Here is a 12,947-nt window from a genome sequence, read left to right as displayed (position 1 = left end):
GCCGTCAGGTCCTGATCTTCGCCAAGACTTCACGAGTCCGGTCGCGATCCGGGGAAGTGCTGGTGACGGCGGTGATCTCGTGCAGCGCCCGCAGCTCCCACAGCGGGAACCCGAGCTCCCGGAACAGCCCGGCCGAGGAGCGCAGCAACCGTTCCGCTTCGCAGCGGTCGCCGGCTTCGGCGTGTGTCCGCCCGAGGCTGAGCAGTGCGTACCCGGCGCCGCGGCGGTCGCGCAGTTCCCGGAAGACGTCCAGCGCGAGCAGCAGGTGCCGGCGCGCGCCCGCCGGATCGCCCGCGCGGCGGCGGGCCTCGGCGAGGCTGCGGTGGGTGTAGGCGGCGGCGTGCCGGTGCCCGATCTGCTCGAACAGCGCCAGCGAGCGCGTCAGGAACCGCTGTCCGTCGGCGACTTCCCCGGCGTCGGTGTGCAGGTCGCCGAGGCTGCGCAGGACGTGGGCCTCCCAGTGCCGCTCGCGGGTGCGGACGGCGCCGCCGAGCGCACCGGTGAGCAGGTCGGCCGCCTGGTCCCGGCCGCCGTGGCGGCGCAGGACGTCGGCGTAGCGCTTGGCGGCGTGGTCGTGCCCGCGGCCGTCGTCGCACTCCCGGGCGAGCAGCTTGCTCACCTCGAAGCTCTCGACCGCGCGCCGGACGTCCCCGACGTCCTCGGCCAGCGAACCCAGCTGCGCGGCCGCCGCCGCCTGCCCGCGGCGGTCCCCGCACTCGCGCAGCAGCCCCAGCGCCTCCCGCAGCTCGGCCTCGGCGGCCCGCGGGTCACCGCCGTCGAGGTGGACGTCGGCGAGCGCGGCCAGCACCACGCCGGTGCCGTGCGGGTCGTCCAGGGCGCGGTAGCGCTGCTCGGCCATGACGAAGTAGGCCTGGGCCCGGTGCCAGTGGCCGTGCTGCCAGTGCACGGCACCGAGGTTGTGGAGCTTTTCGGCCTCCGCGCGCGGGTCGCGGCGGCGGCGGGCCGCGGCCAGGCCGAGCACCGAGACCGCGCGGGCGGCGTGGCCGAGCCACGGGGTGCCGGCCAGCGCGGTGCAGGCGTCGGCGAGCCGTTCGGTCAGCTCGGGCGGGCCGTGCGCGCCCGCCAGCCGGACGGCGGCGGCGAGCAGGCCGGTCTCCTCGGCCGCCCAGGCCGCCGGGTCGGCCGCGATCCGCCGGGCGATCACCGGGTCCGGCTTCGGCAGCCCGGGTGCTCGACGGCCACGCGCGTGTTCGGCGTGCGCCAGCGCGGCTTCGCACGCCCGGCGCAGCGCGGTTTCCTCGGCCGGGGTCTCGGCCAGCACCAGCCGCACGAACGGGGGCACCACCCACCGCGGACCGGCCGGTTCCAGCAGGTGCGTGGCGGCCAGGTCGTCGAGGCGGTCGCGGGCTTCGCCGAGCGGCCCGTCGAGCAGCGCCGCGGCGCACCAGTCCGGGACGGCGACGCCGAAGGCGGCGAGCAGCCGCAGCAGCGACACCTCGGCGGCGGGCCGTTCGCGCAGCGCCGACGTCACCGCGGCGCGGACGCCGAGGTCGCCGGCGGTCAGCTCGTCGAGCCGGCGGCGGTCGTCGGAGAGCCGCGCGGCGAGGTCGCCGACGCACTGGTTCGGCCGCGTCGCGAGCTTGACGCCGGCGATCCGGACGGCGAGGGCGAGCCCGGCGCAGTGGCCGAGAACCCGTTGTGCCGCTTCGTGTTCCGCCCGGAGACGGTCCTCCCCCGCGATCGCCGCCAGCAGCGCCCAGGCGTCCTCTGTGGACAGTGACGGCACCGGGATCGCCCGTGCCCCGCACAGTCCCGGCAGTTCGCGGCGGGTGGTGACCAGCGTGGCGCAGCCGGGCCCGCTCGGCAGCAGGGCGCGCACCTGGGCCTCCGACACGGCGTCCTCGAACAGCACGAGCAGCCGGCGGTCGGCGGTGTAGCCGCGCCACAGCCCGGCCAGCCCGCCGCGGTCGGCGAGTTCGGCCGGGGTCGCGCCGAGCCGGCGCAGGAAGCCCGTCAGGACGGCCGCCGGTTCGGCCGGGGTCCCGTCCGGGGCGCGCAGTGACGCGGTCAGCTGGCCGTCGGGGAACCGGCGGCGGGCCCGCCAGGCGGCCTGGACCGCCAGCGCGGACTTGCCCGCCCCGGCGGCGCCGTGCAGCACGACCGGGGCCGGGCCGCGCAGGGCGCGGCCGATGCCGGCCAGCTCGGCCGCGCGGCCGGTGAAGTCGGGGACCGCGGGCGGGAGCTGAGCGGGCGGCCCCGGCGTCGTCCACTCGGTGCCGGCGATCCGGCGGTACACCTCGACGAGGTCGGCGCCCGGCCACACGCCCGCCTCGTCCCACAGCGCCCGGCGGGTCCGGCGGAGCACCTCCAGGGCCGATTCGCGGCGGCCGACGGCGCCGAGGGCGGCGGCGAGCCGGGCGGCGAACCGCTCGTCGGCGGGCCGAGCGGCGACCACCGGGTCGAGCCGCTCGACGACCGCCCCGCCGTCACCGTCGGCGAGTTCCAGCTCGACCAGCTGCAGCAGCGCGGCCGAGCGCCGGTCGTCCAGCCACAGCTTGTGCGCCTCCAGCAGCGGGCCGCCCGCGACGTCGGCGAACGCGTCACCCCGCCAGCACGCCAGCGCCCGTTCGAGCGCGCGGCGGCGTTGCGCCCGGTCGTCGGCGCCGGAGGCGAGCAGCGCCAGGAACTCGTCGGCGTCCAGCTCCCCCGGCTCGACGGCGAGGGCGTACCCGCGCGGTCCCGACCGCAGGCGCTGCCCGGCCTCGGCGGCCCCGAGACCGGGCGAGAGCGTCTTGCGCAGCTTCGACACGGTGACCTGCACGATGGCCGCGGCGCTCGACGGCGCGCCGTCCGGCCACAGCTCGTCGACCAGCGTGTCGCGGCCGACGAACTGGCCGGCGCGGGCGAGCAGGACGGCGAGCAGCCGCCGCGGCTGGGCCGCCGACGGCAGCGGGACGGAGGCCGTCAACGGGCCGAGGACCTGGAACCGCACGGCTACAACACCCCACCCGCGAGATCACCTGATCGAGCGAGCTGAATCTAACCTTCCGGCGCGCCGGGGGAACCCCGCTCACCCGGATGGCCGACGACGTTCGGCCTCAGGCGCGGGCGAGCAGCTTCTCCAGGAGCGCCGGGTGCTCCGCCAGGCCTTCGCGCAGCGTGTGCTCCCGCAGCGGCTTGAGGTCGCCGTAGGGCCGGTTCGCCCAGTCCAGGGCGCCCTGCGGCGGCTCGGGGTCGTACTCGATGGCGAACTGGATGTTCGTCGCGACCTGCCGTCCGGCCAGCCGTTCGGCCAGGTGCAGCGCCAGGTCGATGCCCGCCGAGACGCCGGCCGCGGTGATCACCGGGCCGTCCTCGACCCACCGCCGGGCGACCGGGATGGCGCCGAGCGCGGTCAGCAGGTCGCGGAACATCCAGTGCGTCGTCGCCTGCCGGCCGTCCAGGAGCCCGGCCGCGCCGAGGACGAGCGAGCCGGTGCAGACCGACGTCACCAGCTCGGCGGTTTCGGCGGCGCTGCGGAGCCAGGCGAGGAGGCGCTCGTCGGCCATCGCGCGCAGTGTCGGGACGGTGCCGCCGGGCACCAGCACGGCGAACGGCGACGGCACTTCGTCGAAGGTGTGGCTGGGGGCGATCCGGAGCGGGGTGTCGGTGCCGACGACGTCCTTGGTGGCGCCGGCCACGACGGTCCGGAAGCGCGGATCGAGCCGGCCGAGCGCGCTGAGCACCTGGAGCGGGCCGACGAGGTCGAGCGGTGTCAGGCCGGGGTATACGACGAAGGCGATGGTCTTCCGGTCATCGGTCATGCCGTTCACCGTGGCTTTGACGCGAGTGGCGGGCGGCGCGGATGTCCGAATTCCTGCGAACCACGTCCGAGCGCCGGTCCGGCTGCTAGCGTTCGGTCATGCCAGGCTCACCCAGACGGGTCGCGATCGTCGGTTACGCCGACGCCGAGCTGCTGGACATCGCCTGCCCCGCCGATGTGTTCGACGCGGCGAACCGGCTCGGCGCGCGGCCGCCGTACGAACTGCAGCTGGCTTCGGTCGACGGCCACGGCATCACCACCGGCTCCGGGCTGACGCTGCAGCCGCACCTGCGGCTCGACCAGGTCGCCGGCGACCTCGACACGCTGGTCGTCGCGGGCGGCTGGGGCAGCACGGCCGCGGCGGCCGACGAGCGCGTCCTGGCCCACGTCCGGCGGCTCGCCCGCACCAGCCGCCGGGTGGCCTCGGTGTGCACGGGCGCGGAGGTGCTGGCGGCGGCGGGCTTGCTCAACGGCCGCCGCGCTACGACGCACTGGCGCTACGCGGCGCGCCTGGCCCGGGACTACCCGTCGGTGACGGTGGACCCGGTGCCGCTGTACGTCCGCCACGGCAACGTCTACACGGCGGCGGGGGTGACGAGCGGGCTGGACCTGACGCTGTCGCTGGTGGAGGCCGACCACGGCCCGTCGCTGGCCCGCGAGGCGGCCCGCGCGCTGGTGACTTACCTGCAGCGGCCGGGCAACCAGGCGCAGGTCAGCCTGTTCCTGGCCGGGCCGCCGCCGGAGCACCGCGAGGTCCGCGACCTCACGGCGTACATCGCGGAGCACCTGGACGCCGACCTGGGCACACCGGCGCTGGCGACCCGGGCGGGGATCAGCACGCGCCAGCTCACCAGGCTGTTCGACGCTCACCTGGGCACGACCCCGGGCCGGTACGTCCGCACGATCCGCACCGAGCACGCGGCCCGGCTCCTGTCCGGAACGGACCTCCCGCTCGCGACGATCGCCCGCCGCTGCGGCTTCGGCTCGACGGAGACGTTGCGCCAAGCCTTCCTGGACCACTTCGACACCCCGCCGTCGGCCTACCGCCGGGTCCACGTCCGCCAGGCCTACGGCTGAGCCCCGTAATGCCCCTCCAATCACGCGAGATGCGCCTCCAATCACGCGAGATACGTCTCCAATCACGCGAGATACGTCTCCGATCACGCGAGATACGTCTCTGATCACGCGGGATGCGTCTCCAATCACGTGGGATCGGCGCTTCGGGACGAACCGGGCCGTCGGCGGCCCCTCGCGCGGTGTGCGGAATCCCGCTGTCAGGATGTGCGGGTGGACCGCCCCGACCTGGACGACGACGCAACCGGCCCGATTCGCCGGATCACGGACGAGGTGTCCCCTTCCCCGGCCCGCGGCACGTCCGGAACGCCGGGAACGCCCCGGAAACCCGCCCGCCGCACGCCCGCCGACGGCGCCCGCCGGACGGCTGATCCGGCCCGCCGCCGAACGGACACGGGGCCGCAGCGGGTTCCCGCCGCGGACAAGCGAGCCGACACCGGGCCGCAGCGTGCCACCGGATCGCTGCGCGTCCCGGCCGAAACCGGCCAGGCCGAACCCCGGCGCCGCCGCGGGGACACCGGACCGCAGCCGGTTCCCGCGGACGGCGACCAACCCGCCGCACCGCGCCGCCGCGGCGACACGGGGCCACAGCGCGCCGCCTCCGGCAGCGACCAACCGCGCACCCGCCGCGGGGACACCGGACCCCAACCAGTCCCGGCGGACAGCGAGCGCCCCGCCGCCCGCCGCGGGGACACCGGGCCACAGCCACTTCCGGCCGACGGCGACCGACCCGCCGCCCGCCGCGGGGACACCGGGCCGCAGCGTGCCGCCGGAACCGCCGCCCGTCCCCGGCGCAAAGCCCCCGCCGACCCCGAAGCCGCGCACACCGGACACGGCCACGGACACGGCCCCGCCGCCCCCGCCTCCCGGCGCGTCAAACTGCTCCTGATCTGGCTGCTCGCCCCGCTGGCCCTCGCCACCGTCGTCGGCATGGTCGTCCTCTACCCCTGGGGCAAAGCCTCCCCCACCAGCGTCGTCCCGCAAGGCACGCCCGTGCACGCCGACATCCGGACCACCGCCACCGGCCCCTGCCTCGCCCAGGGCCAGGTGCAGGTCGGGGACCAGACCGACCCGAACGCGAAGCCCTGCCTGACCGTCGACCTCACCATGACCGACGGCCCCGCCGACGGGAAACCGCTGCGCCTCACCGTCCCGATCGAGCCCAGCACCCCGCGCTTCGCCGCCGGGGACGCCGTCGTCCTGGCCTACAACGGCGGGAACTCGAACGATCCCGCCAGTTTCCAGCTCGTCGACTTCCAGCGCGGCACGCCGCTGCTCGTCCTCGCCGCCCTCTTCGCCGTCGCCGTGCTCGTGCTCGGGCGGTGGCAAGGCGTTGCCGCGCTCGTGGCGCTCGGGCTGTCCTTCGTCGTCATCGCGCTCTTCATCCTCCCGGCCATCCTCGCCGGCGAGAATCCGCTGGTCGTGGCCATCGCCGGGGCCGGGGCCATCATGTTCATCGCGCTCTACCTGACCCACGGCCTCTCCGCGCGGACGTCCGCCGCCGTGCTCGGGACGCTCGTCAGCCTCGCCCTCATCGGGGTGCTGTCCGCCATCTTCTCCGCCGCCGCCTCGCTGACCGGGCTCGACGACAGCACCTCGACGCTCATCGGCTCGCTCGGCCACGGCATCGACGCGCGCGGGCTGCTGCTCGCCGGCGTCGTGATCGGGGCCCTGGGTGTGCTCGACGACGTCACCGTCACCCAGACCAGCGCCGTCTGGGAACTCCGCCGCGCCAACCCGGACCTGACCTGGCGCGAGCTCTACCACTCCGGCCTGCGGATCGGCCGCGACCACGTCGGCTCGGCGGTCAACACCCTCGTGATGGCCTACGCCGGGGCCGCGCTGCCGGTGCTGCTGTACTCGTCGATCTCCGGTGTGGGGCTCGGCGCGCTGCTCGGCAGCGAGGACATCGCGCAGGAGATCATCCGGACGCTCGCCGGCAGCGTCGGGATCGTCGCGGCCGTCCCGGTGACCACCGTCCTGGCCGCGCTGATCGCCTCCCGCGAGCCCGCCGGGCACCTCAGCAGCACCACGAAAGCCGTTCCGTCTCAGGCGTAACACCTCAGAACCCCGGACGCGACGAGCTCGCGCCGACGCGGTAGGAAGGTACGCGATCCGGGAGGTGCCATGATCCTGCTCGCCGGCCCACGGCTGCTCGTGCGTGGCACGCTTCGGGTGTTCACCGCCACCGTCCAGGCGGTGGAGTCGCTGCCCCGGATCGCCGCGGCCCTCGAAGACGTCCGGTCCACCCTGCAGCACGTCGAGCGGCTCGCCGGCTACGTCGCGCAGGAGCTGCCGGAACTGGCCTACCAGCTCGAGCAGCTCCGCGAGGCGGACGACGCCGTCAGTCCAGCGTCGCCACGAAGCGGCTGACGGCTTCCATCGTGAAGCGCTGCACGTACTTGCCCGACGGCGCCACCGACGCCAGCCGGTAGAGCGGGCGCTCCGCCACGCCGGACCCGCGCGCCTCGGCCTTCAGCTCCGCGACCAGCAGCTCGCCGAACACGAGACCGTTGGCCTCGGTGTTGTTCATCAGCGCGTTCGCGAGCTTCCGCAGCGGCATGATGCCCAGCTCGCGCCCGCCGGTCCCGGAGAACACGGCGAGGTCGACCTTCGCCACCTTGCCGCGCTGGCCGGCGTTGACCAGCAGGCTCACCGTGCGGCTGCCCCGGACGTCGCCGACGACGAGGTCGAGCCGGGTCGCGGTCGTCAAGTCGACACGGCGCAGGCCCCACGTGCGCACGAGCAGCGTCGAGCCCTCCAGCCAGACGCGGCGCCGGATGCTGACCGCCATCACGTACAGCAGCGGCAGGGCGATCACCAGCGCGACGACCAGGCCGGTCACCGTGCCGCCGATCAGGCCGGCGATACCGCCGAACGCCGCGGCGACGATCACCACCCCGATCAGGCCCGAGAGCCCGCGGCGACGGCGGCCGCGCGGGTCCTCCTCGAACAGCGCGATGCGTTCGGTCACCGTCCCGCCCCCGTCCCGGCGAGGAACGGGTTGCCCGCGCGTTCCCGGCCGATCGTCGTCGCCGGGCCGTGGCCCGGCAGCACCACCGTCTCGTCCGGGAACGCCGCCAGCAGGTCCCGCAGCGCCGTGGTCACGTCCCCGCGGCCGACCGAGCCGGCGAACAGCGTGTCCCCGGTCAGGGCGAGCCGGCCGCCCTCCGGCGTCGCCAGGCCCAGGACCACCGATCCCGGGGTGTGGCCCGGCACGTGCCGGACGTCGACGTCCAGGCCGGCGAACACGCCCGGTGTGAGAGGCACGCTTTCCCCTTCGTACAGCGCGGCGTCCTCCGCGTGCAGGTGCAGCGGGACGCCGTGTTCGGCCGACAGCGCGGCCGCCGAGGCGACGTGGTCGGGGTGCCCGTGGGTGGCCAGCAACGCGGCCGGGACCAGGCCGTGTTCGCCGAGCGCGGCGGCCAGCGGCGCAGCCACCTCCTGCCCCGGATCCACGACCACGCACGGCCCGCCGGCGGCCGCCGCCAGCAGGTAGCAGTTGGCCTGCAGCGGGCCGCTGCCGAACCCGACGACGAGCACCGAACGCCTCCCCGGACTTCCGCGCCGGATGGCGCCGATCACGATCGGGTTGAGACTAGCGGGCCCTGTACATGGTCCTCACAGGCTGTGCCCATACACTGCCGCTACCTCAAACGTGTGAGACGAGCGGAAACCTGGAGGGTACGGGGTGGCGACCAACCAGCAGCGCCGCGAAGCTGCGAAGCGCAAGCTCGAGCGGCAGCTCGAGCGCCGATTGGAGCAGCAGAAGCGACGCCGGATGATCGGGGCTGGTGTGGTCGGCGTGGCCGTCCTCGTCGTCGCCGGTGTCGTGGTGTGGATCGTGAGTGCGAACAGCGGCGACAGCACCGACACCGCCGCGTCGTCCTCGGCCGCCCCGCCGCCGACCGAAATCCAGATCCCGACGCAGCGCACCGCGCTGCCGAAGCGGGCGACGCCGCTGCCGAACCCGACGTCGTGCGACTTCAAGGCCGACGCGACGGGCAAGGCGCCGAAGAAGGTGAACCCGCCGGACGGCAAGAACGTCCCATCGACCGGCACGGTGAACGTGACGCTGAAGAGCACCGCGGGCGACATCCCGCTGACGCTCGACCGCGCGCTCGCCCCCTGCGCGGTGCAGAGCTTCATCAGCCTGGCCAAGCAGAACTTCTACGACGGCACCATGTGCCACCGGCTCGGCACCGACGGCCTGCAGATGCTGCAGTGCGGTGACCCCTCGGCCACCGGCGACCCGACGACCGACGGCCAGGGCGGCCCGGGCTACACGATGCCGGACGAAGCGTTCCCGGAGATCAAGTACGGCCGCGGCATCCTCGCGATGGCGAAGACGCAGGCCCCCAACTCCGGCGGCAGCCAGTTCTTCATGGTCTACGGCAGCGCCGACGGCCTCCCGGCGGACTACTCGGTGTTCGGCAGCATCACCGACGACGGCCTGAAGGTGCTCGACGCGGTGGCGAAGGCCGGCATCGCGAACCCGAACCCGCAGGACGGCACCGGTGCGCCGACCAAGCAGGTGAAGTTCACGGGCGTCACCGTTTCCTAGTACCGCCCCGCTTCGAGCTGAACGGGGATCCGCTCGGCCCGGACGCCGCACTCGCGAGACTGGTCTCCTACGGCCACTTCCCTGCGGTGCGGGTCCGGGACGGGCGGGTCCGCGGGCTCGCGTTCCACCTCGAGCGGCTCGCCGCGAGCACGACGTCGCCGCCGTCGACGACGTCGTGCCGCCGCCGGCGGACCGCGCCGTGGCCCTGTTCGCCGAGGCGTACGCGACCGTGCCGTGGAACAAGATCTGAACCGCGTCCGCACCCGCCCCGTGTAGAGGGCAACACCGGAGACCCCACCGGGTCGCCGGGGAGAGGTGCCGACGATGGTCGTAAACCGGGTTCCCGCGGTTCGCCGCGTCCTCGGGCGGGCCGGGCAGGCCGGCTGCGCCGGTGTCCTCTTCGCCGTGCTCGCCGGCGGTCCCGCGCTCGCGCAGGCCGATCCGCCGCCGCCGGTCAAGTACTTCATCGTGCCGCACGCCGACAACCCCGAGGACATCACGCTGTTCAAGATCGCCGAACGCGCGCTCGGCGACGGGCGGCGCTTCCCGGAGATCTTCCGGCTGAACCAGGGGCGGCCGCGGCCCGACGGCACGCCGTTCACCGATCCCGCCGCGATCGAGCCCGGTCAGGTGCTCCAGTTACCCGACGACGCCGCGCCGGAACCGGGCGTGCAGTTCGGCCCGTTGCCGGCGCCCGTGCCGGTCGCGCCGGCCGTGCCGCCCGCTGTGGCCGAGGAGCCGTCCGGGCTCGGCGTCGGGCTGGCGTCGGTCGTCAGCGGCACCGGCGGCCTGCTGACCGGCCTGCTCGCCGGGCTCTGGTGGCGGCGGCGTCCGCAGCTGCTCCCGCCGGCCCCGTTCGAGCCGCCGGAGCACGACGAGGAGGACTTCGGGTCCGGCTCGGTCAGCGGCACCCTGCCGCTGCCGATCGTGGTCCCCGAACCGCGTCCGGACGTCGTGTTCCGCCCGGAGCCGAAGACCACCGAGCTCGCCATCATCGTGCTCGACACGGCCGAAACGCAGGTGATCGCCGCCGTCCGGCCCGGCTCGCGGTTCCACTTCCGGATCGGCCCGGAGCCGGACTTCGCGGACGCCTCCACCGTGCTCGTCGTCGACGGCGAGGGCGACCGGACCTGACGCCGGGCCGTGCGTGCCGGGTCACTCTGCGCTGAACGGATCAACCGGCGCCGGAAGACTGGCCATCGGGCCGCCGGTCCCGCAATAGTCGTCTCATGACCTGGGATCCGTTCGGCACCCTCGGGCAGGCGCTGTGGATCGGCGGCGCTCCGTGGACCGGGAAGTCCACCGTCGCGCGGCTGCTGGCCGAGCGGCACGGCCTGACGATCTACCACCACGACGACCGGGCCCGGCCCGGCAACCCGCTGCCGGACGACCTCCCGGTCGGCGACCAGCTGACCGCGATGATGGCCGAGTTCGGCCACCGCTTCCGCTGCGCCGTCGACGACCTGCGCGCGCTGACCTCGCCCCGGCCGATCGTCGCCGAGGGCCGGGGGCTGCGGCCGGAGCTCGTCGCCCCGCTCGTGGACTCCCCCGGCCGGATGGTGGTGCTGGTGCCGACCGAGCTGTTCCGCCAGCACCAGCTCCGACACCGGCCCGACGGGCCCGCGATCCCGGAGCAGCGCACCCGGCTGACGCGCGACCGGATGCTCGCCGCGCACGCCGTGCGGGCGGCGCGGGACCTCGGCATCCGCGTCATCGAGATCGACGGCAAGCTCGACCCCGCCGGCGTCACCGACGTCGTCGCCGAGCACTTCCACGCATACCTGGACTTCGAGGTCAGCGGAAGGTGAACCGGGGCGGCCGCCGCTCGAGGAAGGCGGCGACGCCCTCCGCGTAGTCCTCGCCGTGCAGGGCTTCCGACCGGATCTCCTCGACCTCGGCGTCGGAGGTCTCCTGCCCGGCGACGATCTTTTCGATGATCCGGTTCATCCCGCGGACGGACGCCTGGGAGCGCGAGCAGAGCGTCTCGGCGAACGCCCGCGTCGAGGCTTCGAGATCACCGGAGGGGAAGACGTCGTTGAGCAGGCCGATTTCGCGGGCGCGGGCGGCGGTGATCAGCTCGCCGGAGAGGAGGAAGTACTTGGCGTGCGCCGGGCCGACGAGCGAGACGAGCCGGCGCGTCGAGTCGAAGTGGTAGACGATGCCGAGCTTCGCCGGCGTGATGCCGAACCGCGCGCCCTCGGCGGCGAACCGGAAGTCGCAGGCGACCGAAACCTGGCAGCCGCCGCCGATGCAGTTGCCCTGGATCATCGCGATCGACGGCTTGCGCATCGCGGTGAGGGCGGCGACCGCGCCTTCGACGGCCTTGTCGTAGCTCGCCGCGCCTTCCGCGGTGGTCCGCAGCTCGCCGAACTCGCTGATGTCGGCGCCGGCCGAGAAGTGCCGGCCGGCCCCGGCGATCACCAGCGCCTTGAGCGCCGGGTCGGCCTCCACCTCGGCGACGACGTCCGGGATCGCCGCCCACATGCCGTAGGTGATGGCGTTCATCTTTTCCGGCCGGGTCAGCGTCAGGCGGGCGACTTCACCGTCGCGCGTCAGGTCGAATCCGTCGGTCATGCACCGCACCCTAGCTTCTCGCCCTCAGCGAAACCGGCGGTGTGTGACGCGGTCGTGTGGCTAGGTTGGGGCCATGGCGACGATCGAAGTGGGCGGGACGGCGTTCGGCTACGACGAAGCGGGAGAGGGGCCCGCCGTCGTGCTGCTGCACGCCGCGATCGGCGACCGCCGGATGTGGGACGCGCAGTTCACCGAGCTCGCCGCCGGCCACCGGGTGATCCGCTACGACCGCCGCGGGTTCGGGGAAACCGGCGGCGAGGCCGGCGAGCACGCCCACTACGAGGACCTGCTGGCCCTGCTCGATGCCCGGGGGATCGAGCAGGCCGCGCTGGTCGGGGCCTCGATGGGCGGGGCGTGCGCGCTGGACGCCGCCCTCGCCGCACCGGAGCGGATCACCCGGCTGGCGCTGCTCGGCTCGGGCCTGACCGGGCACACCTGGCCGGACCACATGCAGGAGGACCTCGCCCGCCTGACCGAGGAGCTCTTCCCCGGCGACCGCCTGGCCCGCTACCAGGCGCGAACCGTCGAGGTCGACCCGGCGGACGTCCGGGCCATGGCGGAGGCCAACATCCGCTACATGGTCGCGGGGCCGAGCCGGGACGTCTCGGTCCTGCCGCCGGAAATGGTGGCACTGGTGAGGGAAATGTGCGAGCAGGTGTACCAGCACGACTGGACCGCTCCACAGTGGACGGAGCGAATCCCGGACACCCGCCACCGGCTGACGGAGATCACCACTCCGGCCCTGGTGGTGATCGGAACAGCGGACGCGCCGGGCCTGGTGGAGCTGTCGGCACACCTGGCGGAGTCGTTGCCCCGGGCGGAGCTCGTCGAGCTGGCGGACACCGGGCACCTGCCATCGATGGAACGACCGGACGAGGTCAACGCCCTGCTGCGGAAGTTCCTCCAGGGACTTCCCGAACCCGGCCCGCACGTGTCATCGACGTAGGAGCTGGGTGGTCATCCCAGAGCCTG

12 protein-coding genes are annotated in these 12,947 nt (G+C 74.5%); 7 read left to right on the top strand and 5 right to left on the bottom strand.

Annotated features, from left to right (window positions below; genetic code table 11):
• Positions 1-4: 4 nt before the first annotated feature.
• Positions 5-2,953, bottom strand: coding sequence for a BTAD domain-containing putative transcriptional regulator (locus tag ACWEF6_RS00925; protein ID WP_449680967.1), 2,949 nt, complete (start codon positions 2,951-2,953; stop codon positions 5-7).
• 106 nt (positions 2,954-3,059) lie between these two features.
• Positions 3,060-3,764 (bottom strand): DJ-1/PfpI family protein, encoded by a 705-nt coding sequence (locus ACWEF6_RS00920; RefSeq protein ID WP_449680966.1) that lies wholly within the window; start codon positions 3,762-3,764, stop codon positions 3,060-3,062.
• Positions 3,765-3,862: 98 nt separating this feature from the next.
• Between ACWEF6_RS00920 and ACWEF6_RS00915 the strand changes: the two genes are divergently transcribed.
• From ACWEF6_RS00915 to ACWEF6_RS00905, 3 genes are all read left to right on the top strand, one after another.
• Positions 3,863-4,840, top strand: a complete 978-nt coding sequence (locus ACWEF6_RS00915; RefSeq protein WP_449680965.1) for a GlxA family transcriptional regulator — start codon at positions 3,863-3,865, stop codon at positions 4,838-4,840.
• 210 nt (positions 4,841-5,050) lie between these two features.
• Positions 5,051-6,895: a YibE/F family protein gene (locus ACWEF6_RS00910; RefSeq protein ID WP_449680964.1), complete on the top strand. Its 1,845-nt coding sequence runs from the start codon at positions 5,051-5,053 to the stop codon at positions 6,893-6,895.
• A 69-nt stretch (positions 6,896-6,964) separates the two neighbouring features.
• A complete protein-coding gene (locus ACWEF6_RS00905) occupies positions 6,965-7,210 on the top strand; it encodes a hypothetical protein (protein ID WP_449680963.1) in 246 nt (81 codons plus the stop codon).
• Here ACWEF6_RS00905 and ACWEF6_RS00900 read toward each other — a convergent pair.
• Together ACWEF6_RS00900 and ACWEF6_RS00895 are read right to left on the bottom strand one after the other, a co-directional pair.
• Positions 7,182-7,811, bottom strand: a complete 630-nt coding sequence (locus ACWEF6_RS00900; RefSeq protein WP_449680962.1) for a hypothetical protein — start codon at positions 7,809-7,811, stop codon at positions 7,182-7,184. The genes ACWEF6_RS00905 and ACWEF6_RS00900 overlap by 29 nt on opposite strands.
• On the bottom strand, positions 7,808-8,380 hold the full coding sequence (locus tag ACWEF6_RS00895; protein ID WP_449680961.1) for an MBL fold metallo-hydrolase: 573 nt from the start codon (positions 8,378-8,380) through the stop codon (positions 7,808-7,810). Before ACWEF6_RS00895 ends, ACWEF6_RS00900 begins: the two co-directional genes overlap by 4 nt.
• Before the next feature lie 148 nt (positions 8,381-8,528).
• Here ACWEF6_RS00895 and ACWEF6_RS00890 point away from each other — a divergent pair, with 148 nt between their 5' ends.
• The 3 genes from ACWEF6_RS00890 to ACWEF6_RS00880 all read left to right on the top strand — a co-directional run bounded on the left by ACWEF6_RS00890 (position 8,529) and on the right by ACWEF6_RS00880 (position 11,209).
• Positions 8,529-9,401, top strand: coding sequence for a peptidylprolyl isomerase (locus ACWEF6_RS00890; protein WP_449680960.1), 873 nt, complete (start codon positions 8,529-8,531; stop codon positions 9,399-9,401).
• A gap of 324 nt (positions 9,402-9,725) precedes the next feature.
• The gene (locus ACWEF6_RS00885; RefSeq protein WP_449680959.1) at positions 9,726-10,535 is read left to right on the top strand and encodes a LysM peptidoglycan-binding domain-containing protein; all 810 of its coding nucleotides are present in this window, start codon (positions 9,726-9,728) and stop codon (positions 10,533-10,535) included.
• 95 nt (positions 10,536-10,630) lie between these two features.
• A complete protein-coding gene (locus ACWEF6_RS00880; protein WP_449680958.1) occupies positions 10,631-11,209 on the top strand; it encodes a hypothetical protein in 579 nt (192 codons plus the stop codon).
• On the opposite strand, the gene ACWEF6_RS00875 is transcribed toward ACWEF6_RS00880, so the two are convergent.
• Positions 11,196-11,975, bottom strand: a complete 780-nt coding sequence (locus ACWEF6_RS00875) for an enoyl-CoA hydratase/isomerase family protein (protein WP_449680957.1) — start codon at positions 11,973-11,975, stop codon at positions 11,196-11,198. The two genes, ACWEF6_RS00880 and ACWEF6_RS00875, sit on opposite strands and share 14 nt — an antisense overlap.
• A gap of 73 nt (positions 11,976-12,048) precedes the next feature.
• Here ACWEF6_RS00875 and ACWEF6_RS00870 point away from each other — a divergent pair, with 73 nt between their 5' ends.
• On the top strand, positions 12,049-12,921 hold the full coding sequence (locus tag ACWEF6_RS00870) for an alpha/beta fold hydrolase (protein WP_449680956.1): 873 nt from the start codon (positions 12,049-12,051) through the stop codon (positions 12,919-12,921).
• Positions 12,922-12,947: the final 26 nt, after the last annotated feature.

The organism is Amycolatopsis sp. NPDC004772 (assembly GCF_053601215.1).
This window is presented reverse-complemented; position numbering and strand designations above follow the sequence as displayed.